The organism is Marinicauda sp. Alg238-R41, from assembly GCF_947331485.1.
GTDB classification, from domain to species: domain Bacteria; phylum Pseudomonadota; class Alphaproteobacteria; order Caulobacterales; family Maricaulaceae; genus Marinicauda; species Marinicauda pacifica.
Window position 1 is genome coordinate 136,178 of the sequence record NZ_CAMZOJ010000003.1, and the last position, 25,339, is coordinate 161,516.

A 25,339-nucleotide genomic window follows, 5' to 3' on the forward strand; every position below is an offset into this window, starting at 1 on the left:
CCTCGATCATGCTCTTCTTCAAACGCCTTTTCGCCTGGTGGGACGGTGCCACCCTGGGCACGCTGTGGACGATTTCGCGCGGGGGTAAGTTCGTCGGCCAGGACGAAACCGGCAACCGCTACTTCGAAGAGGCCGAGGGCAAGGGAACCGGCGCCGGCAAGACCCGCCGCCGCTGGGTGATCTACAAGGGCTATGCCGACGCCTCCCGCGTTCCGTCCGACTGGCATGGCTGGATGCACCACACCTTCGACACCCCGCCCAGCGAGACGCCGCTGCCGCGCCATGCCTGGGAAAAGGATCACCAGCCGAATATGACCGGCACGATTCACGCTTATCGTCCAAAGGGTTCGCTGGCTTCGGCCCGCGAGCGCCAGCGCACGACCGCCGACTATGAGAGCTGGACTCCGGAAGGATAGGATCAATGAGAAGCGGTGCTGTTCTCGAGACCCTGATCGGTCTGATCGTCCTGGCCGCCGCCGGACTGTTCCTGTTCTACGCGCAGGGCCAGCTCGACGAGGGGCCGGGCCGCAGCGGCTATGCGGTCAATGCCAGGTTCAACTCGATCGGCGACCTCGCCCGGGGCGCCGACGTGCGCGTCGCCGGTGTCTCCGTGGGCACGGTGTCGGACATCTCGCTCGACACCCAGACCTATTTCGCGCGCACCCATCTGACCATTCGTTCGGATGTTGAAATCCCTGAAGATTCAACGGCCAAGATTGCCATGGCCGGGCTTCTCGGAGGCTCTTACGTGGAGATCGAGCCGGGCGGCGCGATGGAAATGCTGGAGGCCGGCGGAGAGATCGAGTTCACCCAGGGCGCCATCGACCTGTTCGATCTGATCGGTCAGTTCATGAGTCAGCGCGGGACCTCCAATTCGGATTCCAGTGCCTCGACATCGCCGTAAAGCGGTGCGAGCGTTCACCCCATGATGATCAAGGCGTTTCTTCTTCCGATTCTGGCGGCTTCCGCGTTGACGGCCCAGACGCAGGCCCAGTCCCTGCCCGACGCTGACGAGCCGGGCTCGGAGCCCGGTTCCGTGGCGATCCTGCGCGGGCTCGACAAGGTGACGGCCCGTACCCGGGATTTCGAAGCGCCGGTCGGCGAGCGTGTCGAGTTCGGAGCGCTCGAGATCGAAGTGAAGTATTGCCGCCGGCGTCCGCCGGAAGAACCGCCCGAGACGTTTGTTTTCATGGAAGTTTTCGATCGCCGCACAGACGGGTTCGGGTCGGATGTCGACGGCGCGGAAATCTTCTCCGGCTGGATGTTTGCCTCCAACCCGGCGCTCAATCCGCTCGAACACCCTGTCTATGACGTGTGGGTGATCGACTGCAGGAGCTGAGGCCCCGAGAGGCCGTCGGGAAGCGCAAAGAAGTCGGCTTCGTGGTCAGTGGCATCGTCCAGCTTGGCCGCATAGACGTGGCGTGACACGGTCCGCGCGCCGAAGCGCTCCAGGTGGGCGGTCGTGAATTGCGCGTCCAGCAAGCGGTACTGGCCGGCCTGCAGGCGGGTCACCAGATGAACCAGCGCAACCTTGGAGGCATCGGTCGCGCGCGAGAACATGCTCTCGCCAAAGAACGCCGCCCCGATCGAAACGCCATACAGGCCCCCGGCCAGCGCGCCGTCCTTCCAGCATTCCAGCGAATGGGCATGACCTGCGCGGTGCATCTCCCGGTAAAGATTGAGGATTGGCTGGTTGATCCAGGTCTCCTCACGCCCGGGGCCCGGCGCCGCGCACGCATTCACCACCGCGTCGAAGCAGCGATTGACCGTGACGTGGAACATGTCCTGACGAACCACCTTTTTCAGGCTGCGCGGAATATGAAATTCGTGCAGCGGCAGGATGCCCCGCTCGTCCGGGTTCAGCAGAAATATCCGGGGATCGTCGCGTGCTTCGGCCATGGGGAAGACCCCCCGGCGGTAGCAGGCCAGCAATTCCTCGACACCGAAGCCGCGCATGCGGCCCCTCCTATTGTCCGCGCTCGGCCAGAAACTGCTCCAGCCAGCGAATGTGATAGTCGCCGCTGATGAATTCGGGCTGTTCGAGAAGCTCTAGATGGAGGGGGATGGTCGTCTCGACACCGCCCACCACCATCTCCTGCAGCGCGCGCCGAAGGCGCAGCAGGGCTTCCTGCCGGCTGCGTCCGTGCACGATCAGCTTTCCGATGAGGCTGTCGTAATAGGGCGGGATGGAATAGCCGGAGTACAGTGCGCTATCGAGGCGCACGCCTGGGCCGCCGGGGGCGTGAAAATCGGTCACCTTGCCGGGCGAAGGGGCAAAGGTGAACGGATTCTCGGCGTTGATCCGGCATTCGATCGCATGGCCGTTGATCTTGATCTCGTCCTGGGTGAAGCCCAGCACTTCGCCATTGGCGACGCGAATCTGCTCGCGCACCAGATCGATACCGGTAATCTCTTCAGTGACCGGGTGCTCCACCTGCAGGCGGGTATTCATTTCGATGAAGAAGAACTCACCGTTTTCGTAGAGGAATTCGACCGTTCCCGCGCCGCGGTAACCGATATTGCGAACGGCATCGGTCACCGTCTTGCCGATGCGGGCGCGCTCTTCATCGGTGAGGGTCGGGGAGGGGGCTTCTTCCAGTACTTTCTGGTGACGGCGCTGCAGCGAACAATCGCGCTCGGCAAGATGAACCACATTGCCGTGCTGGTCGGCCATGACCTGGATTTCGATGTGACGCGGCTTGCCGAGGTACTTCTCGATATAGACCGCACCGTCGCCGAAGGCGGCCTTCGCCTCGGTCGACGCGGTCTGGAGGGCCTGCTCCAGCTTGTCTTCGCTCTCGGCGACCTTCATGCCGCGCCCGCCGCCGCCGGAGGCGGCCTTGATCAGCACGGGAAAGCCGATCTCCTTGGCGATGCGACGCGCTTCCTTCATGTCCGTGATCGCACCGCCAGAGCCGGGCACGACCGGAATACCGGCATCGGCCGCGGCCTGCTTGGCCGTGATCTTGTCGCCCATCAGCCGGATGGTCTCGGGCTTCGGACCGATGAAGACCAGGCCGTGGGCCTCGACGATCTCGGCAAAGCGCGCGTTTTCCGACAGGAAGCCATAGCCGGGGTGGATCGCCTGCGCGCCGGTGATCTCGGCTGCGGCAATGATCGAGGGCACGTTGAGGTACGAACGCCCTGCCGGCGGCGGCCCCAGGCACACGCTTTCATCGGCCAGGCGCACATGCATCGCGTCGGCGTCGGCTTCGGAATGCACCGCAACCGTGCGGATGCCCATGTCCTGGCAGGCGCGGTGAATGCGAAGTGCGATCTCGCCCCGGTTGGCGATGAGGATCTTGTCGAACATGAGATTGCGCCCGGATCAGGAGATGATGAAGAGGGGCTCGCCGTATTCGACCGGCTGGGCGTCGTCGACCAGGATTTCGGTGATCTTGCCGGACGAGGGTGCTGTGATCGGATTGAAGGTCTTCATCGCCTCGATCAGCAGGATGGTGTCACCTTCCTTCACTGCGTCGCCAACCGAAACGAAGTTCGGCGATTCCGGATTGGGTTTGCGGTAGACGGTTCCCACCATCGGCGACTTGACGGCGCCCGGATGGCTGGCCGGATCGGCGGCCTTCGTCGAAGCCGGTGTTTCTGGCGGATTGGCGCTGGCCGCCTGCGGCGCGGCAGCCGGTACCGGGGCAGGAGCCGGGGCCGGCGCATGCGCGTAGGCGATCGGAGCGGCATGAATTTCACGCGCGACGCGGATACGCAGTTCGCCGCGTTCGAGCTCGATCTCTGTCAGTTCCGAATCGCGCAGGATCTTTGCCAGATCGCGTGCGAGCTTGGAATCGTTCTGCTGAGACGGGTTGGATGCCATGTATGCCGTGCCCTTCTTCTATTTTTTCAGGCCGCGCCGTTCGCGATGATCTCAGCGGCGGCCTTGATCCCTAACACATAACCCAACGCGCCAAAGCCGGATATGACACCATCGGCAACGAGGCTGACGTAGGAATGATGACGGAAGCTCTCGCGCGCCAGTGGCTGAGAGAGGTGTATTTCGATGATTGGCAGGTCTAGCGCTTTCAGCGCGTCGTGCAAAGCCACAGAGGTATGGCCGTAAGCTGCCGGGTTGATGAGCAGGGCGGAGGCGTCTGCGCGCGCCTCGTGGATCCATTCGACCAGCACGCCTTCATGATTGGACTGGCGGAAGACACAGCCCAGCCCCAGTCCGGCCACTTCCGCTTCGCATCGCGCCTTGATGTCGTTCAGCGTTTCCCGGCCGTATATGCCAGGCTCGCGCGTACCGAGCAGATTGAGATTCGGCCCGTTCAGAATATGGATCGGCTTGGTCATCGTCCCGGCCCTGTGCTCGAAGTCGGATCGCAGCCTTGACTGCGGGCGGCGGTTTTACGACGTGAAGATACGAAGAAACAAGAAAAGACCGAGCCATGAGTGCAATAAGCATAACGGTGAACGGCGAACCGCGCGATGTCCCGGCGGGACTGACGCTGGAGGGGCTGCTGACGGAATTGTCGCTTCAGCCGCGCAAGGTTGCTGTGGAACGTAATCTGGAGATCGCGCCACGTTCGGCGTATGGCCAGATAGAGATCGAGGCGGGCGACCGTCTTGAGATCGTTCATTTTGTCGGAGGAGGCTGAGCCTATGGACGGACTACCCGATCAGAAGCCGGAAGACCGTCTCGTCGTTGCGGGCCGGGCTCTGTCCTCGCGTCTCATCATCGGCACGGGCAAGTATGAGAGCTACGCGCTCAACGCCCGGGCCCTGGAGGCCTCCGGCGCGGAGATGATCACCGTGGCGGTACGCCGGGTCAATCTGTCAGACCCCGGCAAGGAGCGCCTTGTCGATCACATCGATCCGGAGCGCTATGTCTTCCTGCCCAATACTGCAGGCTGCTTTACCGGTGAAGACGCAGTCCGGACGCTGCGCCTCGCGCGGGAGGCGGGAGGCTGGAATCTTGTGAAGCTGGAAGTGCTGTCCGACCCGAAACATCTCTATCCCGACATGGCCGAGACCCTGCGCGCAGCCGAAATGCTGCTCAAGGAGGGCTTCGAGGTGATGGTCTATTGCTCCGATGACCCGGTCTACGCCAAGCGCCTGGAAGAGGCTGGATGTTGCGCCATCATGCCGTTGGGCGCGCCCATCGGCTCGGGGCTCGGCATCCAGAACCCGGTCAATATCCGCCTGATCATCGAACAGACCAAGGTCCCGGTTATCGTCGATGCGGGGGTCGGCACGGCCTCCGACGCCGCCATTGCCATGGAACTCGGCTGCGACGGGGTCCTGATGAATACCGCCATTGCGGAGGCCAAGGATCCTGTGCGAATGGCGACCGCGATGAAGCATGCCGTCATCGCCGGGCGCGAGGCCTATCTGGCCGGCCGCATGCCGCGCAAGCGCTACGCAGACCCGTCCAGCCCGCTGGCCGGCTTGATCTGAGGAAGGCTAGCCGCCGAGCGCTTCGCCGAGCGCACGCTCGAGGCCGGCGATATCGGCGCCGGGGATGACCGCATCGCCCACGATGAAGAAGGGCGTTCCCGTGATCCCGATGTTCTGAGCGAGTGCCCGGATTTCAGCGATGTGATCGGACACGGCCTCGCTCTCCATCTCGGTGCGCATGGTCTCGACATTCACGCCGGAATCTTCGGCCAGATCGTCGATACGGGCGCTCGGCAGCGGTCCGCTGGAACCCATCATCGCGTCGTGGAAGGCGAGATAGCGCTCGGGCTGCGTCCGCCAGACGGCAAGCGCGGCACGGGACGCTTCTACCGATTCCGGCCCGAGTACCGGGAATTCCTTGAATACGAAACGAACCTGGTCGCCGTGCTCGTCCAGAACGTCGGTGACCCACTCATGCGAGCGACGGCAAAAGCCGCATTTGTAATCGAAGAACTCAACGATGGTGACGGCCGCATCATCCGGGCCGGCGACCGGATCGCGCGGATCTTCAAACAGGGCTGCGCTCGAGTTTTCGACACTCTCGAATAGCGAGCTCTGCTCGCGCTGGCGCGCCCGGCGCTGCAGTTCGATCAAGGCTTGTTCGATGACTTCGGGATTGTTCACGATGTAGGCGTGAACAAGCTCTTCAAGCTCATCTTGAGTCCAGTTGCCATCTTGCGCCTGAGCGTCCTGCGCCCCTTGGCCGCAAGCCACCAGGCCGAGCGCAAACAGTCCGGCAAAAAGCGATCGCATCAATGAACTCCTGTCAGGTGGAAGCGGCTAAGCCGGGACTTAACGGAGACCCCGGGACGGGGCAAGCGGTTGCCGTTGACGCTGATTGCGATTCCATTCGCGAATCTCGTCAGGCGAGGGTTGGGCAACCGCCTTCAACTCCGCCGCGCGAACCCAGGCAGGCGTACCGCTCTCCAAGCTCTCATGCGCCCGCGTGGCGAACTGATAGGCTTCAACGTTATTTCCTACCGAGAAGGCGCGTTCCGCCGTTGCAAGTTCGGCAAGCGCCTGCTCGCCCAACGCCTGGTGGGCGATCGAGAGCTGGTACCAGCCGAGCGAATTTTGCGGCTCTTCGGTAAGCGCGAAACGTAAGTGCGCCTTGGCCGATTCCAGCTGTTCGGTACTGCCGGCCGCGATCAGCGAGGTAGCCAGCCCGATGCGCAGGAGAGGGGAGTCCGGCATGAGCTCCACCGCACGCTCGTACGGCGCAATGGACTCTGCGATGAATCCGCTTTCGTACAGCATCTGACCTTCCAGCTCGCGGAAGAACGGATTCTCCGGCTCTTCATCCATCAAGGTCTGCAATTCCGCTCGCGCGTGATCGAGGTCGCCGCGCTTGAAATACGCAACCGACCGCGCGTACCGGGCGGGGATCGACGTATCGCTCTCCGGATATCGATTGAAGGTCTGGGCCGGCGGAACCATGAAGCCGATGATCTTGGCCTGGACACGGCGCAGCTCGTCGACCTCCTCCGGGGTGTCGGTCACGTCCACATAGGGGGAGTTGTCGACGCTGCGCCTCAGGGCGCCGATGCGGTCGGCGGACAGCGGGTGCGAGCGGAAATATTCCATCTGGCGCTGACGGGACATGACTTCCTGATAACGGAAGCGTTCAAACGTCGCGACCAGGCCGCGTCCGGACTGCCCCGTGGCCTCGAGATAGTTCGCGGCGGCCTGATCGGCAGCCGCTTCCTGGGCGCGCGTATAGCGCAGCATGTCCAGAGTCGCGAACTGGCTGCCGGAGGCCATGATGGCCGCTCCGGCACCGCCTTCGCCTGCCAGCGCGGCCGCGAGGCCCAGGCCGACGGTCATTGCCATGGTCGCCAATGCCCCGCGCGACGCATCGCCGAAACGAGCCAGGTGCGCGCCATCGATGTGACCGATTTCGTGCGCGAGTACACCTTTGATTTCGATGGGCTGGTCGGCGATGACGATAGCGCCGGTATGCATGAAGATGTTCTGCCCGCCGGTCACGAAGGCGTTGAACTCCATATCGCCGATCAGATAGAGATCCACCGAATCCGGGTTCAGACCGGCCGCCTGGATCAGCGGATCAGCGTAGCGCTCCATCATGATCTCGGCCTCGGCGTCGCGGATCAGTCCTTGAGCGAAGGACTGAGCGGATACGCCAAGCGCAAGGCTCAGGGCGAACACAAGCCGATAGATAAACCGCATTGAAGCCTCATCTCCTGCGCCCCCGCATCACCATCAGTGTAGCGCGAGCCGCACCAGCTTTCATCCCGTCAGGCCACACAAGCATGTGAAGTGGCGCTGGACGGAATGAAAGCTGAACTGCGTGGCCAGACCAAGGCCGCAATGAGGCCTAGTCGTTCCCGAGGCCGAAGAGCTTGCCTGAGCGCTGCCACCAGCCGCGCTTCTTGGACCCTTCGTCTGCGGCTGGCTTCGCCGCCGGTTCGGGTTTGGCGGGCTCTGCCCGAGCTTCAGCCGGGGCTGGCTGGGATTCGACAGTGCGGGCCGCTGGAGCCGGTTCGCTGGTCGTCTCGGTCTCGGTCTCGGGTTTGGCCTTGGGCGCAGGCTTCTTGCGCGTGCGCTTTTTCGGCGCCGGCTTGGCGCTTGTCCCGGTCTCGTCTTCGGTGGCAGCCTTGGCCTCATCCGACGCCGCCGCTGTGGTTTCCTCGGTCGCGGATGTATCGGGCTTGACCTTGCTCGCGGCCGGTTTGCGGCGGGTCCGCTTCGGCTTGGCGGGCTTCTCGGCCTCGTCCGGCTGGTCTGCCACATCCGAAACGGGCTGAGCCTCTTCTTGAGACTCGCTGGTCTCGTCCTTGGCCTCCGGCGTCATATCGTCCTGCTGTGCAGTTTCTGCGGCAGGCTTGCGGCGGCGGCGACGGCGCTTGGGTTTGTCCTCGCCGGTCCCGCTTTCCCTGTCGGCGGGTGTCTCGTCAGCCTTCGCTTCCGCGTCCTGCGCGCTGTCGGCAGGGGCATCATCGGCCGTTTTGGCCCTGCTGCGCCGGCGCGACGGGCGTTTGCGTGCAGCGGTCTCCTCGTCGGAGGCGACATGCGTCAGATCATCCCCGCCGACCGGCTCGACGACGGCCAGAACGTCATCGCCGCTGGGGTCGGTGTCGGTATGAGGCGCCATATCGGAATCCTGGCTGTCCGATCGTGCTTCAGCGTTTTCACCAGCCTCGTTTTGACCGTTATCCCCCCCGCGCCGCCGGCGGCCGCGCCCGCCGCGACGACCGCGACGGCGCCGCTTGCGGCTGCCGTCATCTTCCGCGCCGTCGGCGCGGTTTCCAGAGCTCCGCTCGCGAGCGTTGGCGGTGTCGTCCTGCGCGTCGGAATCGGCGGTCTCGTCGGCCTCGTCCTCGACGTCATCGTCGACGTCGTCAAAGTCGTCATCGTCATCCGACACGTCCTGGACGCGCGGCTCGATATCGGCCTCGGTAATCGCCGGGGAATCCGCGCGCGCCTCCGCCCTGGCCCGAGCGGCCTCCTTGCGTGTCTCCAGGCGGTCCAGTGTGAGGTGCGGCCGGATCAGCGTCTCGTCGGTCGTGACGATGACCTTCATGTCAAAGCGCGCTTCGATGGCGTGCAGCGAGTCCCGCTTCTCGTTGAGAAGGTAGAGCGCGACATCCATCGGCACTCTGAGCTCGACCTTGGCGGTGCGGCCGCGCAGTCCTTCTTCTTCCAGCGTGCGCAGTGCCAGCAGGGCACTGGATTCCACCGAGCGCATGAAGCCCGACCCGCCGCAATGGCTGCAAACCTGGGTCGATCCTTCCATCAGGCTGGTCCGCCTGCGCTGGCGGCTCATTTCCATCAGGCCGAATTGTGAAATCCGCCCGACCTGGATGCGCGCGCGATCCTTCTTGAGCGCATCCTTCATCTTCTTCTCGACCGCGCGAACATTCTTGTTCTCGTCCATGTCGATGAAGTCGATGACCAGCAGACCTGCCAGGTCGCGAAGACGCATCTGGCGGGCGGCCTCCTCGGCCGCTTCCATATTCGTCTTCAGGGCCGTCTGCTCGATATTGCGTTCTTTGGTGGCACGCCCGGAGTTCACGTCAATCGAGACCAGGGCCTCGGTCGGGTTGATCACGATATAGCCGCCCGACTTGAGCTGCGCGATCGGGGAATAGATCGCCTCAAGCTGGCTCTCGACCTGATGGCGTTGGAAGAGCGGCGTGTCGTCCCTGTAGTGCTGGACCTTCTTGGCGTGACTGGGCATCAGCATGCGCATGAAGGCCTTGGCCTCTTTATAGGCCTCTTCGCCTTCGACCAGGACTTCCTCGATATCCTTGTCGTAGAGATCGCGGATCGCACGTTTGACCAGGTTGCCTTCCTCGTAGATGAGGGTCGGCGCCGTCGACTGAAGCGTCAGCTCGCGGATCGTCTCCCACAACCGGATCAGATATTCGTAATCGCGCTTGACCTCGAGCTTGGTGCGCGACGCTCCGGCCGTCCGGATGATCAATCCCATGCCTTGCGGCACTTCGAGTTCGTTGACGATGCTCTTCAGGCGCTTGCGGTCCGAGGCAATCGCGATCTTGCGCGAAATGCCGCCGCCGCGCGCCGTGTTCGGCATCAGCACGCAATAACGTCCGGCCAGCGACAGATAGGTCGTCAGCGCGGCGCCCTTGTTGCCGCGTTCTTCCTTGGCAACCTGGACCAGAAGGACCTGGCGCCGCTTGATGACTTCCTGGATCTTGTACTTGCGCAGGAGCTGGCGGCGTTTGCGGGCGGCTTCCTCGACGATTTCGTCGTCGTCGTTATTTCCGACCGATTCGGTTTCGCCGTCTTCGACCTCGATCGGGTCGGCATTCAGCTCGCCCTCGATCTCGGCTTCGGCCTCGCGCAGCTTTTCGCGATCCTCGAAGGGTATCTGGTAGTAGTCGGGGTGAATTTCGTTGAAGGCGAGGAAGCCGTGCTTGTTCCCGCCATATTCGACAAAACAGGCCTGGAGCGAGGGTTCGACCCGCGTCACCTTGGCCAGATAGATATTTCCTCGAATTTGCTTCTTGGTGGATGATTCGAAGTCGAAATCTTCAACTCGGTTGGAGTCGACGAGCACGACCCGGGTTTCCTCCGGGTGGCCGGCATCGATCAGCATTTTCTGCGGCATAAAAAGGGGCTCCATGCCATGCATCGACGTTTCCGCACGCAACGGCGAGCGGAGTGGTCAGGCATTGGCTTTGCAGGGGGCGCGCGGCGTGGGACTCGCGGTTTGGTTTCAGCGATGTCGAACGCGCATGGCGCATTGGTGTATTCCTTTGATGGCCCTTTGTTGCAGCGCGCTCCGAACGAGGGAGCCGGCGCGGGCCACCGGTGACTGGCGTTCTTCGCGTCCCTTTTGGATGTCCAGGCAACGAGTGTTGCGGTACTGGACGGCGGGGCGCGTCGATAATGGTTTCGGCTCAACCGGCCCTGTCTGAAGGACGGACCGGACAGGTTGCAAGGATCACCCTGATCAGGCCAAAGGCCCTCAAAAGTCAGAGACTCCTGCAACGGATGTCACAATGCACCATCTGCCTGACGATGAAAAGCACAGCGTGCCGTGTTAGACGTGGTACACGGTTCGCTAACCGAATCTAAAACAAAGCGCCCTATCGTTCCTGCTCACAGATCCGTTCAAACGGACATCCCGGATCGAGGCAGGTGGTGGTCATGGTCATAAAATCGCTCGCTAGAATTGTCGGCATTCTGGGCTCTGCCATTGTCGTGGCGGGACTGGGTACCAGCGCATTCGCGACTGATGTGACCGCAGTTCGCTTCGGCGCCCATGACACGTTCTCCAGGGTCGTGATCGAGGCCGACTCGCCGATCGAGTTCGATGCGTTTGTTCTGGCCGAACCCAATCCGCGCCTGGTGGTTTCTCTGCCGGGTGCTCAATGGCGCGTCAGCGGCCTCGACAACGGGCAAGGCCTCGGCCACGGGCTGTTCGAGGATTTCCGCTTCGACCCCTCGGGTCTCCACCCGCGCCTGGTTTTCAATCTGGACGGGCCCTCGCGTATCAATCAGGAAATGGTGCTCGATCCCACCGATGGCGGCTACCGCATGGTGATCGACATCAACCCGTCCACACAAGCCGATTTCATCGAAGCGGCCGGTTTTCCAGAGCGCAGCCAGACCCTGACCCAATTGCTCGCCGAGCATGCGCAGATTGATGCGTTGGCCGGGGTCTGCGAATTGCCGCGCATCGTGGTCGATGCCGGTCATGGCGGGCGCGATCCCGGGGCGCTGACGCGGTTCGGCGGCGGACATGAAGCCGACGTCAATCTGGCGGCGGCCCGGGTGCTGCGCGAATTGCTGGAGGCAACCGGCCGGTTCGAAGTCGTGATGACCCGCGAGAGCGATGTCTTCATCGATCTCGAAGACCGGGTGCGGATCGCCCGGGCGGCGGAAGCGGACATGTTCGTGTCGCTGCATTCGGACGCGGCCGGATCGAGTTCTGCGCGCGGGGCGGCGGCCTATGTCCTTTCCAGCTCCGGTGTGAACCGCTCAAGGACGCGGGCCCGGCGAGAGGGCGACTGGTTCCTGCCTGACGCGGCAAACCGGCCCGATGAGGTCAATGAAATCCTGTTCGACATTTCGATGGGAGACAAGCTCAACCGCTCCTACCAGTTTGCCACCGAGCTTCTGTCAGAAGCGCGTTCGGTAACGCCCTTGTTGCGCGAACGTCCCGAGCATCGCGGATTCCTGGTGCTTCTGGATGCGCAGTTTCCCGCCGTGCTGTTTGAAATGGGCTTCCTGTCCAACGAGCAGGACAGCCGCAATCTGAACAGCGACGCCCATCGGCGCCGGCTCATGGCGTCGATCGTGAACGCGCTGGAAGATCATTTCCCGTCCTGCGGTCAGAGCCCAGGCGTGCAGTTTGCTGCGCGCACCGATGGCGCGGCCCGCTGACATTGCCCGTCAGCGCTGTTCTGGCAATCTGAGCCTCATTGGATTGAACCGCGAAGGCGGTCATAATGCCGCCCAATCGCGCATTCACAACGCGCGGCGCCGAGGGCACGGTTTGTCGGCCGGCGGGTGCAAGAGGGCAGTATGAAAGTATTCACCTGGAAGAACGCGCTTCGCACGCTGATCTGGGGCGGCGCGACGGTTGGCGTTCTGGGCGTGGCCGCGATCATCGCGGTCGCGGTCTATGTCGTGCGCGTGACCGAGGATCTGCCCGAGTATCAACAGCTTGCCGAGTACGAGCCGGCCATCATGAGCCGGGTCCATGCCGGCGATGGCTTGCTGATCGCCGAGTTTGCACGGCAGCAGCGCGTCTTCGTGCCCATCGAGAATATCCCGCCGCTCGTGATCAACGCCTACCTGTCCGCTGAAGACAAGAATTTCTACAATCACGGCGGCGTCGACTTTTTCGGGATGGCGCGGGGCGGCTTGCGATCCGCAATCCAGATTGCGCGCGGGCAGGGCGGCCCTCTTCAATCGGGGTCGACGATCACGCAGCAGGTGGCCAAGAATTTCCTCTTCTCCGCCGATCAGCGGATCGAACGCAAGGTGCGCGAAATCGTGATCTCGCGGCGCATGGAGCGTGCCTTTACCAAGGATCAGATACTCGAGCTCTATCTCAATGAGATCTATCTGGGTAACCGGGCATATGGTGTTGCGGCAGCCGCGCTGAATTATTTCGGCAAGTCACTGGACGAGCTGGACCTTCATGAGGCCGCATATCTGGCCGCTTTGCCCAAGGGCCCGTCCAACTACCATCCCGAGCGCGAGCGCGCCGCGGCCATCGGCCGGCGCAACTGGGTGCTCGAGCGCATGCACGCCAATGGTTACATCACGCGCGAAGAGATGAATGCCGCGCAGGCCATGCCGCTGGAAAGCGGAGAGCGCCTGTCCGGCTCGCAATACCTGGCGGCCAATTATTTCGTGGAGCAGGTCCGGCGGGAGGTTTTCGATCTCTACGGCGAGGACCAGCTCTACGATGGCGGATTGTCCATTCGCACCACGCTGGACACGACCATGCAGCTGACCGCCCGCCGGGCGCTGCGCAACGGCCTTGAGGCCTATGACCGGCGTCATGGATATCGCGGGCCGTTGACGCACTTCGACAGCATGGAGTCCTGGCGCGACCAGCTGGCCGAGTTCACGCCGCCACCCGATCTAGACGAGACCTGGACCGTGGCGGTGGTCACCGGCCTGTCCTCAAGCGCGGCCGAGATCGGCCTGCTGAGCGGCGAACGCGGGTCGATTTCTCTGGAGGCGCTGGAGTGGGCGCGCGAGCCGTTGACCCGCGAAGACGGGTTTCCGGCTCTGGGAGCACAGATCACGGCGCCGTCCGCCGTGTTGTCAGAAGGCGACGTGATCCTGATCGAGCCTTTGCGGGCCGACATGGCAGAGGATGCCGAAGACCTGCCGCCGGCGGATGCCTATGGTTTGCGGCAGGTTCCCGAGGTGAACGGCGGCATTATCGCGATTGACCCCTATACCGGCCGCGTGCTGGCCATGGTCGGGGGGTATTCGTTCGAGCAGAGCGAGTTCAACCGCGCCACACAGGCGCGCCGTCAGCCCGGTTCCTCGTTCAAGCCCTTCGTCTACGCCGCAGCCTTGCTGAATGGCTGGACCCCGGCGAGCATCATTCTTGACGCGCCCTTTGTCGCCTCCGGCGATAGCGAGATGCGCTTCTACCGGCCTCAGAACTACTCGAACGAGTTTTATGGCCCGTCCCCCTTGCGTCTGGGACTTGAGCTGTCGCGCAACGTGATGACGGTACGTCTGGCCCAGGATCTCGGCCTGGCCCCGATCGTCCAGATCGGCGAGGATTTCCGTCTCTACGATCAGGTGCAGCCAAATCTCTCCATGGCGCTTGGCGCCAGCGAGACGACGCTCTTCAGGCTGGTGGCGGCTTACTCGGCACTCGTGAACGGCGGGCGCTACATCGAGCCGACCCTGCTGGACCGTGTTCAATCGCGGTCCGGTGAAACGATCTACGTTCACGATCAGCGCTCGTGCGAAGGCTGTGACGTTGAGGAATGGGGCCCGGAGGTCGAAGAGCCCGATCTGCCGGTGCTGGGCGAGCGTGTGATCGACGAGGTCACGGCATTCCAGGTCGTGCACATGCTGGAAGGCGTTGTCGAACGCGGGACTGGCGCGCGTCTGCGGGCGCTGGGCCGTCCGCTGGGGGGCAAGACCGGCACCACAAACGATTTTCGCGATGCCTGGTTTGTGGGCTTTGGACCGGACCTGATCGCCGCAACCTATGTGGGCTTCGACACACCCCGGCCGCTGGGTTCGGGCGAAGCCGGTAGCCGGGTTGCGGTTCCCATCGTGCAGGAATTCCTCGAATCGGCTCTGCAGGATTACCCGGCTGCGCCATTCCGGGTGCCCGAGGGCGTGCGTTTTGTGCCCATCGACCGGCAGACCGGCGAACCGTCCGTCATCGGGCGTCCGTTCACGATCATGGAGGCGTTCAAGCCGGGTACCGAGCCGACCCGCGGCCAGAGCGCAGCGGAGGAAAGCCTGTCCTTTGGCAGTGGCGCTCTGGGCGGGCGCACCCCGGAGGAGGAGCCTGACTCTGGCAGCGAAGAAGATGAAGAGGACGATCTGAGCGGCTTGTATTAGCGGCTCAGTCTCGCTATCCCGCGCCCTTCCGATTTCTCTGTTCCATCGCGTGAGGAGCTCTGCCCATGCGCGCCGAAATGACCACCCTCAATCAAGCCATCCAGCAGTCGAGTGAACTGCTGAGGAGGCGTCTTTGACTGGGATACAGCCCAGAAACGACTCGATGAACTGAACGCGAAAGCTGAAGACCCCTCGCTCTGGGACCGGCCAACCGAAGCCCAGGCGCTCATGAAGGAGCGCAACAAGCTGGACGCCGCCATGACCGAGGTGCGCGAGATCGAGACCGAGCTCGAAAGCACTCTGGAGGTGGCCGAACTTGCCGAGATGGAAGAGGACTCCTCGCTTCTCGACGAAGCAGAGCAGGCGTTGAAGGCGCTTGCCGACCGTGCGCGTCGGGCGGAGTTACAGGCCTTGCTGTCCGGAGAAGCGGACGCGAACAGCTCGTTCGTGGAGATCCATCCGGGTGCGGGCGGCACGGAGGCCCAGGACTGGGCGTCGATGCTGGCGCGCATGTACTCGCGCTGGGCACACAGCTCGGGCTTCAAGGTCGATGTAATCGAGGAACAGGCCGGCGAGGAAGCCGGGCTCAAATCGGTGACCCTGCATGTGAAAGGCGAGAACGCCTATGGCTGGCTGAAAAATGAAGCCGGCATTCACCGCCTCGTGCGGATCTCTCCGTTCGATAGTTCCGGACGCCGCCATACCAGCTTCGCCAGCGTTTGGGTCTATCCCGAAATCGACGAGAACATCGAAATCGAGATCGCGGAGAAGGACGTGCGCACCGACACGTTCCGGGCGTCTGGGGCTGGCGGTCAGCACATCAACAAGACCGATTCCGCCATTCGCTTGACCCACGTGCCCTCAGGCATCGTGGTTCAGTGTCAGGCCGACCGGTCGCAGCACAAGAACCGGGCGACCGCCTGGAACATGCTGCGTGCGCGGCTGTATGAGCTCGAACTTCAAAAGCGGGAGGAAGCTGCGCAGGCGGAAGCCGATTCCAAAACCGAAATCGGTTGGGGTCACCAGATCCGGTCCTACGTTCTTCAGCCCTACCAGATGGTCAAGGACCTGCGCACCAATGTGGAGACGTCCGACACGCAGGGCGTGCTGGACGGCGACCTTGATGACTTCATGGCCGCCGCGCTCGCTGCACGCGTTGGAGTAGACGACGAGTCCTGACGTGTGTGCGCCGGGGAGGATAGCGAACGCAATCTGCATAAATCTCCGGGACGTCACCCGCTGCGATCGCATTTTTAGGCTTTAGGACAAGACAATGCTTGAGACATGGCTTCCGCTTCTGGGAGGTTTGATCTTCCTCATTCTGGGTGGGGACCTCCTGGTGCGCGGCGCCGTTGGCGTGGCAGAGCGCCTCGGCGTCTCACCGCTCGTCATCGGACTGACGCTGGTCGGGTTCGGCACGTCCATGCCTGAACTTGTCACATCGGTTCAGGCTGCTCTGGCGGACTCACCCGGAATTGCGTTCGGCAACATCGTGGGCTCCAACATTGCCAACATCCTGCTGATCGCAGGCGTGTCTGCGGTAATCTTCCCGATTGCGGTCGCATCGTCAGCGTTGAAGCGCGATGCAGTCGTGATGCTGGCCGTGGCTGTCGGCTTCGCGGTGCTGGCGGCGCTCATGCCCATGGGACGGATTGCCGGCGCGGTCTTTTTGGTCGGGCTCGTTGCATACATCTACCTCGCCTTTCAACAGGAGCGCAGCGCCGCCGGGCACGGGGCGGTCTTTGACAAGAGTGCGGCCCTTCAGGCAGCCGACCCGGCCCTCGAACCGGGAAATCCGGCGCGCCGCGACCGATCCGTATTCGTTGCCTTGCTGATTGCTGTCGCGGGGCTTGTCCTGGTAGTGGTGGGCGGGTCTTTCCTCGTGAGGGGCGCTGTCTCTCTCGCGCAAGCCTTCGCCATCCCCGAAACGGTAATCGGCCTGACCATCGTGGCGGTCGGGACCTCGATGCCGGAACTGGTCACGTCCGTGATCGCGGCGCTGAAGCGGCAGGGCGACGTGGCCTTCGGCAATATTGTCGGCTCGAATATCTACAATATTCTGGGAATTGGCGGCACGACCGCCCTGATCGCCCCAAGTGCGGTCCCCCAGCAGATTGTGGGGTTCGACAATCTCATAATGGTCGGGGTTTCAGCGTTGCTGCTCGTCTTCGCCGCGACCGGCCTGCGCGTGGCGCGATGGGAGGGGCTGGTCCTGCTCGTCAGCTACGGCGTCTACCTGTTCCTGATCTGGCCAAAATAGACCGGGCGGTCATTTTCAGGCTGGACCACCGGTTGCCGAAATCGCGTCTCCGGAACGCAGAACGCCCGCCCGCGCCGATCTGAAGGGGCGCGGGCGGGCGTTGATCGTTTGCGGTCTCCGCGGGATCGCGGAGCGTCAGGAGGCCTTGAACGGGTCGGAACCGGCGCCTGCCTTGGGCTTCGAATCGCCGAACACCGAGCCTGAGCTGCTGCCGCTTGCCGCACTGGCGCTTTTCGGGGCCGGCGGTGCGGATGGCGGCGTGCTGGAGTCCTGCGGCTTGGGAGCGCTCTGGGCAGCGGGCTGGGCCGCCGCCTTGGAGCTGGAGGACTTGTCGCTCAGCGGGTCTGAATCGCGGCGGCAATGACCATCGAAATATGCACCGCTCTCGATCGCCAGCGTGGCATGCACGATGTCGCCGTCGATCCGGGCGGTGGACGCCAGCTGGACCTGACGGGCGCGAATTGAGCCTTCGATCCGGCCGCGCACGATGACGGAGTCCGCGACGACTTCGCCGTGGACCGAGGCTTCTTCGCCAATGGTCAGCGTCCCGGCGCGAACGTCGCCACGCACTTCGCCATCAAGCTGGACCTCGCCTTCGGAACTGATCGACCCGGTGATGACCAGGTCGGAGCTCAGGATGGATGGGGCTTGCGCTTTCATGGCCGACCTTTTCGATTGCACCGGCGCATGGCCAGCCTGGGGTGGAGGGTTATGGGCGGTGGTAGTAGTAGTGGTAGGAGTCTCTTTTTTACTGAACATAGCGTCCCGCTCTCAAAAAGCGCTCAGGATCAAGGTGATCACCTTGATACCAAATCTCATAGTGAAGGTGCGTGGCCGTAGACCGGCCGGTGGACCCCATGCCCCCGATGCGTTGACCTGCCGTGACCTCGTCACCGCGGCGCACATCGATCGAGTTGAGATGGCCGTACCGGGTCTTGAATCCGTAGCCGTGATCAACCTCAACGGTGCGACCATACCCTGCGCGCCAGCCAGCGTAAACGATCCGACCCGGTGACGCGGCCACGATCGGCGCGTTTCGGTATGCCGCGAAATCCTTGCCGGCATGAAATGCCGCACGACGGGTAAACGGATCGATCCGGGTGCCGTAATCGCTCGTCTCACGAAAACCGTCGCCGACCGGCTCGCGTAGCGGAAGGGCGGTAACGGCCTCGGAAAGCGACTCCGCTTCCACAAGGCGCGCCGCAATGCGCGAGACACGGGCGTTAAACGGATTTTCAAGGTCGAGCGACGTTCCGAAAAGCTGGCTGTCTTCGAGCGGAATGAAAGGGCCGCCAGTACCGCCGCCATCAGGGCTCTCGTGCTCGATGACATCATCCAGCCGCAAGCCGGTGAGGCGCAGCACCGCTCTCAGATTTTCAAGACGCGCCTCGGCGGAGTCTTCTGCTTCGGCGAGCAGCGCATCCTGCTCTTCCACGAGCTGCTGGACCCGGCCTTCAGCGCCGGCTTCGTCACCGGCGCGATGATCGAGCGAAACGAGCGCAGTTCGTGGATCCGGGTCGGCGGTGGTGGCCGCCATCAAAATCTCGCCGCCGCCCAAGGACGGGCTTTCATTCCCGCCGCCGATCTGAAGGTCTTCGGCGAAGTCCATAAGACGGCGCAGCGTTTCGTGCCGCATCTGAAATTCGCCGGCCGTGCGGTCAAACTGGTCGGTGCGGCTTTCAAGATAGGCGATCGCGGCCGCCTCAGCGGCGCGCGCCTCTTCCAGCATCTCCTGATAGCGTGCTTCTAGAGCTGCCAGTCGCGCCTTGTCGCCGCGATCGTCTGCGGTGTTTACCACCATGTTGACAGTGGCGATCGCGACCCACATCGCAACCAGGCAAGCGGCCGCGATTGCGCCAACCTGCATTTCGGTGCGAACAACGAAATAGCGAACCTGGCCTTCAGTGCGGTGGTAGATCTGCCGATCAGGAAAGCGCTCTTTGAGCGCTTCCCACGGGCCGGCGAGAATACGTTTCACCATGCGCTTGCGATACCCTGTCTGCCCCTCAACCCTCAGGCGCGCGTATCTGACACAAGATTGCGCGTTGTTTCAATCAACTCGATGCAAACTATATGCCCGCGACAGGGTTCTGCCATATCTTAGGTGGTGTTCTGCGGCAATTCGCGCTGAGCGACCGGCCGGTACATGTTTTCGCTAAGCCCTGCACTGGCACGGCCCTTTACGTTAAATGGAGGCTTGAGAGACCCTCGAAATCGATCCCTGACCAGTTGATGAAATTTTTCTTGAGGCGTTTCGCCGCGTCGGCGGCAAATATGCTCGAACCAACGCGTTCCGGCCGCGACGTGGGCAATTTCGTCCTGGTAGATGACGTCGAGATGGGCAGCGCTAGCCTCATCCCCCACGGAACGAAGACGCTGTGCCATTCCGGGCGTAACGTCCAGACCCCGGGCCTCTAAGACCATCGGAGCGATAGCGAGACGTGCAAGAAGATCGTCGCTGGTCTCCATCGCTGCATTCCACAGCCCGTCATGGGCGGGCAGGTCACCGTAGCGTCCGCCTAGTTCGACCAGCCTGCTCTCAATCATCATAAAATGCCGCGCCTCGTCATCGCCAACCGCGATCCAGTCAGAGATAAAGGCGTGCCTCTCCTCCGGCCACAAATCGGACACGGCGGAAAAGCGTGCCACCATATCAAAGGCCAGGTCGATGGCGTTGAATTCTATGTGGGCAAGCGCGTGCAGCAGGGCAAACCGGCCTTGAATGCTGTTGAGCCTGCGCCGGGGGACCCCGCCGGGAGATACAAGCTGCGGTCGCGGTGGTCGTGCCGGGCAACCGGGGGATAGGGGCTCGCTCGCGGTGAACTCGAACGTGCCCGCGCGCCAGCCTGCGGCGACTTCCCGGGCCAGGGCCGCCTTGCTTCCCGTATTCCCCGTTTCGAGAATGCCGACGCATGCGTGACGGATATCCCGGGCGCTTTGATCGCTCATAGCGCTCGAACAGCGTCGAGCACAGCTTCGGCATGTCCGGGAACCTTCACCTTGCGCCAGATTTCCCGCAATGTGCCATCGGCCCCGATCAGGAAAGTGGAGCGCTCAATACCCATATACTTGCGGCCGTACATGTTCTTCTCCTTCCAGACACCGTAGCGTTCGCACACATCTGCGTCCGCGTCCGAAAGAAGGGTGAGCTTCAGGCCGTGCTTGTCGACGAATTTAGCGTGTTTGGCGGCGGTGTCCTTGGAAACCCCGATGATGGTTGCACCCTCAGCCTCGAACTCGGCGAAATTCTCTGTAAATGCCATGGCTTGCTTCGTGCATCCCGGCGTGTCGTCCTTAGGATAGAAATAGAGCACCACTGCTTTGCCTCGTAGCGCCTCCAGAGACACGTCTTCTCCCGTCTGCGAAGGCAGGGAAAAATCAGGTGCAGGGTCGCCGGGGGTGAGGTCGCTCATGTGTGTCTCCGTTGCTGGGTCGTCGCTGTGTCTGAGGGACTACTAATGGAGGACGCTCACAAGTCACGTCCAGTCCTTCGCCTGAAAGATGGGCCGATCCGGACATGATGAAACGCACCGCGCGGCTGGCATTGCTCTACACGCTCGAAGCGATCGCGGCGCTCCTGGCGCTGGCGATATTCGGAGTAGCGCTGGCGTTGTGGCGACTGGCGGCCGGGCCAGTTGCTGTCGATATGTTCGCCTCTGAGCTCGAAGCTCGAACCGCCAGGGCGTTCGGGGCGGGCCGGGCCGAGATCGGCGCCTTGCTTCTGAGTTATGATCCGCAGCTGGCTACTCTCGTCCTGAGAGCCGAAGAGGTTCAGGTTTTTGGCGATTCAGGCCAGATAATCAGCGCCGCTCGCCATATCGAAGCGGGTCTAGCCTTGGATCTCCTGTTGATAGGGCGGTTCGCGCCGGTGCGCGTCGATGCGGATGGAGGCAGCTTCGCTGTGGTCCGCCGAGCCGACGGGTCGTTTGCCGCCGGCCTTGGCCATGCGGAATACGTCGCTGCTCGCTCCGATGACAATTTAGGTGGGTTGGATGCCCGTCTCGCGATTTTCAACCAGGCTGCGCAGAGCTCGATGCTCGACCGGCTGGTGCAGATCGATCTTCGGGGGGCGGATATTCGCTACGTCGACCATCATGATGGCCTCACACTTTTATTCGAAGACACTCGCGCTGACGTAGATCTGACAGAGGATCGGATAGACGCCGATCTCTCAGGCACATTGCTTTCCTCTGCCGGCGAGACGCCGATTGCATTGGGGCTGGAAACAGGACGTGATTTTCAATCGCTTTTCATCGACTTGCGTGTTCGCGAACTGGTTCCTTCCAGCATCTCGGCCCAACGTGGTCGGACCGAGATGCTGGGGCGGTTCAACGCACCGCTGAATCTTGACCTGGTGCTCGATGCCAGCCGCGAGCAAGGACTGACCAGCGCTCTCATCGACCTGGAAGTGGGAGCGGGTCATTGGTTGGCAGCAAACGGCCGTGAACCGATAGAGCGCGGCACGTTGCGCTTGAGCTATGACACGACAGCCGGGCGCATCGATCTTGATGTGTTGCAGATCGAGTCCTCACTCGTGCAACTCGATCTTCAAGGCGAGCTAACCGGCCTATCCGGGTATGAGGACGCGCTGCCGTCGCGCGCGCGGTATCGATTGCGTTCAGGACCAGGCTCGATCGACACTGGCGACGTCTTCCCTGAACCGTTGGTATGGACGTCGGCAGACATGCGCGGTGACCTCGATCGCCGAGCCTTGCGGGTCGGGTTTGAACAACTCGATCTATCGGTTGAGCGCGCTCAGGCCAGCTTCACGGGAGCTGTAAGCCTGCAGCAAGTCGAGGAGCGGTGGTTACCCAACCTGACTATCGAAGGGCCGATTGAGGGCCGGATCGGCAAGGAGGATGTGCTTAGATACTGGCCGGTCGATTTCGCGCTCGGCGCTCGCGATTGGATCAGAGACTCGATCATCGGCGGGTCGTTGTTTGACGCCCATCTTGATCTGGACATTCCTGCTCGCGCGATCGCGGAGCGTCAGCTGGACGACGAGGCGCTGAGTCTGCGTTTCAACTTCGCGGATGCTGACGTGCGTTATGTGTCCACAATGACACCGCTAACCGGGTTATCCGGCGAGGCAGAGCTGCTCGGCAATTCGCTTACTCTTGACGGGCGGGGCGGCCAGATCGGATCCCTTCAGGCGGAAACGATCTATGTGCGCATTCCTCGCCTGAACCCGAAAGGCGCAATGGCTCGTTTCGGCGGGACCGGGCGCGGCGCCGCCCGCGATCTGATCGCACTTCTCGACGAGGAGCCGATGGGGTTCGCGACCGCTTATGGCATCGATCCCGCAGCCTTTGATGGGGAGGGCGCGATCCGGTTCGAGATCGGTCGCCCCATGCGCCGGCACGTGGCCGTGGAGGATGTGGACTTCGATGTCACAGCTCAATTCGAGAACGTCTCCGGTCCCGCGGGCGTGGGCGACGTGCGCTTCACCGACGCTGATGTGGAATTGGTGGCGAACCCTGACGGTCTCCTCGGCACGGGTGAAGCCGATCTCGCTGGCAGCCGGGCTAGTATTCGCTGGGAGGAGAGCTTCAACACGCCGGAGGACCAGCCAAGCACCTTGATCACGGTATCCTCGACTGCAGGCGCCGGGACGCTCGACCAGTTTGGATTGCCGGTCCGGCGGTTCCTTAACGGGCCCGTGGGGGTCGATGCGCGGCTGCTTGGCAACGGGTTCGATTTTCGCAATGCGACTTTGACTCTCGACATGGCCGATGCCGCTATCGCGCTGCCCGGTGAGCTCTGGCAAAAGCCGCCCGGCGTGCCCGCCGCGGCAACACTGACTTTGAGTATAGAGCCAAACGGGGAAATCCACGTTGACGAACTGGCTGCTACAGCTCCCACCGCGCGTATCGCGGCGAACGCCGTGCTTGAGCCTGGTGGCCGGCTGGTCCGCGCCTCAGCCGAAGAAGTCTTCGTTGAAGGATTGCTGGATGTCGCGCTCATGGCTGACCGGGCAGGCCAAGAGGATGACCGGCTGCATATCGCCGTCAATGGCTCCTACCTTAATGCACGCACTCTCTTCGACGAGTTGCCATTTCCGCGCACCGGAGGGTCTGACGGGACATCGAGCGGCTTGCCGTTGCTCTTCGAAGCCGGGGTCGACACGGTCGAGGTGCGCGGGGAGAGTTTCACCAACGCGCGTCTCTATCTGGACTCCGTCGAGCGCGGCATTCGCGGCTTCAGTTTCTCCGGCCAGACCCGCGCCGGTCCGGTCGAGGTGCGCTTCGGGCCAGACGGAGACCTGGAAGGCCCGCGGCAGCTGGTGGTGAACAGCGCGGATGCCAGCGCTCTGCTGCGCGCCTTCACCGGATTCGACAATGCCAGCGGCGGCGAGCTGTATCTGGAGGCACGGGCGCCGACCCTGGGCGAGGCGGGACCGATGGAGGGACGTCTCGAAGCCAACGGTTTTGTGCTTGAGCGCATGCCTCTACTGGCCCGAATTCTGGCGGCTGGTTCGCTGGAAGGCCTTGGTAGCCTCCTGAGTGGCCAGGGTCTGGTCTTCGAGCGTCTGGAGGGGCAGTTTGTCTGGCAAAATGGTGTGCTGGAAATGCCTGAAGCGAGAGTGGCCGGACCTGCACTCGGCGTCACCTGGACCGGTCTGGTTGACACCGCTACTCAGCGTGTGGCGATCGACGGCACCTTGCTCCCCTCATATGGCGTCAACTCCGTGCTTGGAGACCTTCCCCTGGTTGGTGGTCTGCTGACGTCGCGTCAGGGAGAGGGGGTTATCGGAGTTACCTTCTCGGTTCAGGGCGAATTCGACGAGACGCGTGTAACGGCTAATCCCTTGTCGGCGCTCGCGCCCGGCGTCTTGCGGCGAATATTCGAAGGGACATCTGCCGAACGGGAACTCGATGCCTTGGAGGCCGAGCGTCTCGAACGAGAACGAAGCCGAGAGCCCTCACAGGCCGACCCCGGTGAGACGATCGACGAGGCCTCGCCGACGGCGGATGAAGCTGGCGCGACGGATGAAACGCTGGAGCCCCAACCATGAGAATCGCCGGCTTGATGAGCGGCACCTCGCTCGACGGGGTAGATTGCGCGATCCTCGATACGGATGGACACATGATCACCGCGTTCGGGCCGGGACTGGAACGACCCTATACCTCCGAAGAACGGGCGGTTCTGGCAGAGGCCGTGGAGGCGGCGCTGGGTTGGCGATTTCAGGGCGAGGAGCCCCTAGCTTTCGCGAAGGCCAATGAGGTTTTGATGCGAACCCATGCAGAAGCCGTACACGCGGCTTGTGAAATGGCGGGATGTCGACCGTCAGATCTCGATCTGATCGGGTTTCACGGACAGACTGTGCTCCACCAAGCTCCTGCGGGAGGCGCGCCGGGGCGTACACGCCAGCTAGGCGACGGGCAGGCACTGGCGGATATTCTGGGGTGCGCCGTGGCCTACGATTTTCGAACCGATGATGTGCTTGCCGGCGGTCAGGGCGCACCTCTGGCACCCGTGTATCACAAGGCCCTGGCTGACACGTCAGGGCTTGAGCGTCCGCTCGGTATTCTCAATCTCGGTGGTGTGGGAAACCTGACCCTTGTCGACTCTAATGGCGGCCTGATCGCATTCGATACCGGTCCCGCCAACGGCCTGATCGACGCTTTCATCGAAGAACGAACCGGTGAGGCTATGGATCGAAACGGTCAGATGGCGGCGCAGGGCCGGGTGCATGAAGGGGCATTAGCGGAATATTTGGACCACGCCCATTTCTCACGGGATGGAGCCAAATCTCTGGACCGCTGGGATTTTTCGCTCGATCCTGTGCGTAATCTGACCACTGCCGATGGTGCGGCCACCTTGTCGGTCCTGACCGCACGTACGGTAGGACTGGCGTTAAATCGCCTGCCTGAACGTCCCGAGCGGCTCATCGTGTGCGGGGGAGGTCGCAAAAATACGACGTTGCTCGCGCTTATAGAGGCGGCGGCAGACATCATCGTCCATTCCGCCGAGGCCGTTGGCTGGCGCGGTGACCTGATCGAGGCGGAGGCCTTCGCCTTTCTCGCCGCGCGCACCGAGCTGGGGCTTCCCATCAGCTTTCCGGGAACGACAGGGATCGCCCATCCGCTACTCGGCGGACGGATCGCGCTCCCCGCACAGCTCTGA

Annotated in this window: 22 protein-coding genes; 11 read left to right on the forward strand and 11 right to left on the reverse strand. The window is 62.8% G+C overall.

All coding sequences use genetic code 11. The annotated features are described in order from the left end of the window. Positions 1–8 precede the first annotated feature (8 nt). From PGP17_RS12680 to PGP17_RS12690, 3 genes are read left to right on the forward strand one after another with little or no spacing between them, the layout of a single operon-like run. Positions 9–416: an NADH:ubiquinone oxidoreductase subunit NDUFA12 gene (locus PGP17_RS12680; protein ID WP_270375722.1), complete on the forward strand. Its 408-nt coding sequence runs from the start codon at positions 9–11 to the stop codon at positions 414–416. Between the two features lie 5 nt (positions 417–421). After that, positions 422–904: an outer membrane lipid asymmetry maintenance protein MlaD gene (gene mlaD, locus PGP17_RS12685; RefSeq protein ID WP_135943566.1), complete on the forward strand. Its 483-nt coding sequence runs from the start codon at positions 422–424 to the stop codon at positions 902–904. 21 nt (positions 905–925) lie between these two features. Then, complete coding sequence (locus PGP17_RS12690; protein WP_270375724.1) at positions 926–1,339, forward strand: DUF2155 domain-containing protein; 414 nt, start codon at positions 926–928, stop codon at positions 1,337–1,339. Here the strand turns inward: PGP17_RS12690 and aat are convergent. The 4 genes from aat to aroQ are packed head-to-tail and all read right to left on the reverse strand — an operon-like array spanning position 1,306 to position 4,305. After that, positions 1,306–1,956, reverse strand: a complete 651-nt coding sequence (gene aat / locus PGP17_RS12695) for a leucyl/phenylalanyl-tRNA--protein transferase (RefSeq protein WP_270375726.1) — start codon at positions 1,954–1,956, stop codon at positions 1,306–1,308. The two genes, PGP17_RS12690 and aat, sit on opposite strands and share 34 nt — an antisense overlap. A gap of 10 nt (positions 1,957–1,966) precedes the next feature. Then, the gene (accC, locus tag PGP17_RS12700; protein ID WP_135943569.1) at positions 1,967–3,313 is read right to left on the reverse strand and encodes an acetyl-CoA carboxylase biotin carboxylase subunit; all 1,347 of its coding nucleotides are present in this window, start codon (positions 3,311–3,313) and stop codon (positions 1,967–1,969) included. A 15-nt stretch (positions 3,314–3,328) separates the two neighbouring features. Next, entirely contained in the window at positions 3,329–3,829 is a 501-nt protein-coding gene (gene accB, locus PGP17_RS12705) for an acetyl-CoA carboxylase biotin carboxyl carrier protein (RefSeq protein ID WP_270375727.1), read from the reverse strand. 26 nt (positions 3,830–3,855) lie between these two features. Then, on the reverse strand, positions 3,856–4,305 hold the full coding sequence (aroQ, locus tag PGP17_RS12710) for a type II 3-dehydroquinate dehydratase (protein WP_270375728.1): 450 nt from the start codon (positions 4,303–4,305) through the stop codon (positions 3,856–3,858). A 95-nt stretch (positions 4,306–4,400) separates the two neighbouring features. Here aroQ and thiS point away from each other — a divergent pair, with 95 nt between their 5' ends. Together thiS and PGP17_RS12720 are read left to right on the forward strand one after the other, a co-directional pair. Then, on the forward strand, positions 4,401–4,610 hold the full coding sequence (gene thiS / locus PGP17_RS12715) for a sulfur carrier protein ThiS (protein ID WP_135943572.1): 210 nt from the start codon (positions 4,401–4,403) through the stop codon (positions 4,608–4,610). Between the two features lie 4 nt (positions 4,611–4,614). Beyond that, entirely contained in the window at positions 4,615–5,409 is a 795-nt protein-coding gene (locus PGP17_RS12720) for a thiazole synthase (protein WP_135943573.1), read from the forward strand. A 6-nt stretch (positions 5,410–5,415) separates the two neighbouring features. On the opposite strand, the gene PGP17_RS12725 is transcribed toward PGP17_RS12720, so the two are convergent. The 3 genes from PGP17_RS12725 to PGP17_RS12735 all read right to left on the reverse strand — a co-directional run bounded on the left by PGP17_RS12725 (position 5,416) and on the right by PGP17_RS12735 (position 10,501). After that, entirely contained in the window at positions 5,416–6,162 is a 747-nt protein-coding gene (locus PGP17_RS12725; RefSeq protein ID WP_270375730.1) for a DsbA family protein, read from the reverse strand. A 39-nt stretch (positions 6,163–6,201) separates the two neighbouring features. Next, positions 6,202–7,596 carry a M48 family metalloprotease gene (locus tag PGP17_RS12730; protein ID WP_270375731.1) on the reverse strand — a complete coding sequence of 465 codons (1,395 nt, stop codon included), beginning with the start codon at positions 7,594–7,596 and terminating at the stop codon, positions 6,202–6,204. A 148-nt stretch (positions 7,597–7,744) separates the two neighbouring features. Next, a complete protein-coding gene (locus PGP17_RS12735; protein WP_270375732.1) occupies positions 7,745–10,501 on the reverse strand; it encodes an Rne/Rng family ribonuclease in 2,757 nt (918 codons plus the stop codon). Positions 10,502–11,043: 542 nt separating this feature from the next. Between PGP17_RS12735 and PGP17_RS12740 the strand changes: the two genes are divergently transcribed. The 4 genes from PGP17_RS12740 to PGP17_RS12755 all read left to right on the forward strand — a co-directional run bounded on the left by PGP17_RS12740 (position 11,044) and on the right by PGP17_RS12755 (position 17,212). Next, positions 11,044–12,282: an N-acetylmuramoyl-L-alanine amidase gene (locus PGP17_RS12740; protein ID WP_270375734.1), complete on the forward strand. Its 1,239-nt coding sequence runs from the start codon at positions 11,044–11,046 to the stop codon at positions 12,280–12,282. 141 nt (positions 12,283–12,423) lie between these two features. Beyond that, the gene (locus PGP17_RS12745; RefSeq protein ID WP_270375735.1) at positions 12,424–14,952 is read left to right on the forward strand and encodes a penicillin-binding protein 1A; all 2,529 of its coding nucleotides are present in this window, start codon (positions 12,424–12,426) and stop codon (positions 14,950–14,952) included. Positions 14,953–15,017: 65 nt separating this feature from the next. Continuing rightward, positions 15,018–16,131 (forward strand): peptide chain release factor 2 gene (prfB, locus tag PGP17_RS12750; protein ID WP_270375736.1). Its coding sequence is split into 2 segments (ribosomal slippage): positions 15,018–15,086 and positions 15,088–16,131, totalling 1,113 coding nucleotides; the frame shifts between segments, so codons are not numbered across the junction. 94 nt (positions 16,132–16,225) lie between these two features. Then, positions 16,226–17,212 carry a calcium/sodium antiporter gene (locus PGP17_RS12755; RefSeq protein ID WP_270375737.1) on the forward strand — a complete coding sequence of 329 codons (987 nt, stop codon included), beginning with the start codon at positions 16,226–16,228 and terminating at the stop codon, positions 17,210–17,212. A gap of 135 nt (positions 17,213–17,347) precedes the next feature. On the opposite strand, the gene PGP17_RS12760 is transcribed toward PGP17_RS12755, so the two are convergent. The 4 genes from PGP17_RS12760 to bcp form a co-directional block, all read right to left on the reverse strand. Next, entirely contained in the window at positions 17,348–17,872 is a 525-nt protein-coding gene (locus PGP17_RS12760) for a bactofilin family protein (RefSeq protein WP_270375738.1), read from the reverse strand. A gap of 88 nt (positions 17,873–17,960) precedes the next feature. Further along, positions 17,961–19,193 (reverse strand): M23 family metallopeptidase, encoded by a 1,233-nt coding sequence (locus tag PGP17_RS12765; protein ID WP_270375739.1) that lies wholly within the window; start codon positions 19,191–19,193, stop codon positions 17,961–17,963. 119 nt (positions 19,194–19,312) lie between these two features. Continuing rightward, on the reverse strand, positions 19,313–20,161 hold the full coding sequence (locus PGP17_RS12770) for a ferritin-like domain-containing protein (RefSeq protein WP_270375740.1): 849 nt from the start codon (positions 20,159–20,161) through the stop codon (positions 19,313–19,315). After that, a complete protein-coding gene (bcp, locus tag PGP17_RS12775) occupies positions 20,158–20,625 on the reverse strand; it encodes a thioredoxin-dependent thiol peroxidase (protein WP_135943584.1) in 468 nt (155 codons plus the stop codon). The genes PGP17_RS12770 and bcp overlap by 4 nt, the downstream gene beginning before the upstream one ends. A 104-nt stretch (positions 20,626–20,729) precedes the next feature. Here bcp and PGP17_RS12780 point away from each other — a divergent pair, with 104 nt between their 5' ends. Together PGP17_RS12780 and PGP17_RS12785 are read left to right on the forward strand one after the other, a co-directional pair. Further along, positions 20,730–24,227 carry a YhdP family protein gene (locus PGP17_RS12780; protein WP_270375741.1) on the forward strand — a complete coding sequence of 1,166 codons (3,498 nt, stop codon included), beginning with the start codon at positions 20,730–20,732 and terminating at the stop codon, positions 24,225–24,227. Then, the gene (locus PGP17_RS12785) at positions 24,224–25,339 is read left to right on the forward strand and encodes an anhydro-N-acetylmuramic acid kinase (RefSeq protein ID WP_270375743.1); all 1,116 of its coding nucleotides are present in this window, start codon (positions 24,224–24,226) and stop codon (positions 25,337–25,339) included. Before PGP17_RS12780 ends, PGP17_RS12785 begins: the two co-directional genes overlap by 4 nt.

Bases quoted from the DNA above. Each gene is read 5' to 3' on its own strand.
- PGP17_RS12690 (WP_270375724.1), top strand. From the start codon at position 926: ATGATGATCAAGGCGTTTCTTCTTCCGATTCTGGCGGCTTCCGCGTTG.
- aroQ (WP_270375728.1), bottom strand. From the start codon at position 4,305: ATGACCAAGCCGATCCATATTCTGAACGGGCCGAATCTCAATCTGCTC.
- PGP17_RS12785 (WP_270375743.1), top strand. From the start codon at position 24,224: ATGAGAATCGCCGGCTTGATGAGCGGCACCTCGCTCGACGGGGTAGAT.
- accB (WP_270375727.1), bottom strand. From the start codon at position 3,829: ATGGCATCCAACCCGTCTCAGCAGAACGATTCCAAGCTCGCACGCGAT.
- PGP17_RS12730 (WP_270375731.1), bottom strand. From the start codon at position 7,596: ATGCGGTTTATCTATCGGCTTGTGTTCGCCCTGAGCCTTGCGCTTGGC.
- PGP17_RS12770 (WP_270375740.1), bottom strand. From the start codon at position 20,161: ATGAGCGATCAAAGCGCCCGGGATATCCGTCACGCATGCGTCGGCATT.
- aat (WP_270375726.1), bottom strand. From the start codon at position 1,956: ATGCGCGGCTTCGGTGTCGAGGAATTGCTGGCCTGCTACCGCCGGGGG.
- PGP17_RS12755 (WP_270375737.1), top strand. From the start codon at position 16,226: ATGCTTGAGACATGGCTTCCGCTTCTGGGAGGTTTGATCTTCCTCATT.
- PGP17_RS12745 (WP_270375735.1), top strand. From the start codon at position 12,424: ATGAAAGTATTCACCTGGAAGAACGCGCTTCGCACGCTGATCTGGGGC.
- PGP17_RS12765 (WP_270375739.1), bottom strand. From the start codon at position 19,193: ATGGTGAAACGTATTCTCGCCGGCCCGTGGGAAGCGCTCAAAGAGCGC.
- PGP17_RS12680 (WP_270375722.1), top strand. From the start codon at position 9: ATGCTCTTCTTCAAACGCCTTTTCGCCTGGTGGGACGGTGCCACCCTG.
- PGP17_RS12740 (WP_270375734.1), top strand. From the start codon at position 11,044: ATGGTCATAAAATCGCTCGCTAGAATTGTCGGCATTCTGGGCTCTGCC.
- PGP17_RS12725 (WP_270375730.1), bottom strand. From the start codon at position 6,162: ATGCGATCGCTTTTTGCCGGACTGTTTGCGCTCGGCCTGGTGGCTTGC.
- PGP17_RS12720 (WP_135943573.1), top strand. From the start codon at position 4,615: ATGGACGGACTACCCGATCAGAAGCCGGAAGACCGTCTCGTCGTTGCG.
- bcp (WP_135943584.1), bottom strand. From the start codon at position 20,625: ATGAGCGACCTCACCCCCGGCGACCCTGCACCTGATTTTTCCCTGCCT.
- PGP17_RS12780 (WP_270375741.1), top strand. From the start codon at position 20,730: ATGATGAAACGCACCGCGCGGCTGGCATTGCTCTACACGCTCGAAGCG.
- mlaD (WP_135943566.1), top strand. From the start codon at position 422: ATGAGAAGCGGTGCTGTTCTCGAGACCCTGATCGGTCTGATCGTCCTG.
- thiS (WP_135943572.1), top strand. From the start codon at position 4,401: ATGAGTGCAATAAGCATAACGGTGAACGGCGAACCGCGCGATGTCCCG.
- PGP17_RS12760 (WP_270375738.1), bottom strand. From the start codon at position 17,872: ATGAAAGCGCAAGCCCCATCCATCCTGAGCTCCGACCTGGTCATCACC.
- PGP17_RS12735 (WP_270375732.1), bottom strand. From the start codon at position 10,501: ATGCCGCAGAAAATGCTGATCGATGCCGGCCACCCGGAGGAAACCCGG.
- accC (WP_135943569.1), bottom strand. From the start codon at position 3,313: ATGTTCGACAAGATCCTCATCGCCAACCGGGGCGAGATCGCACTTCGC.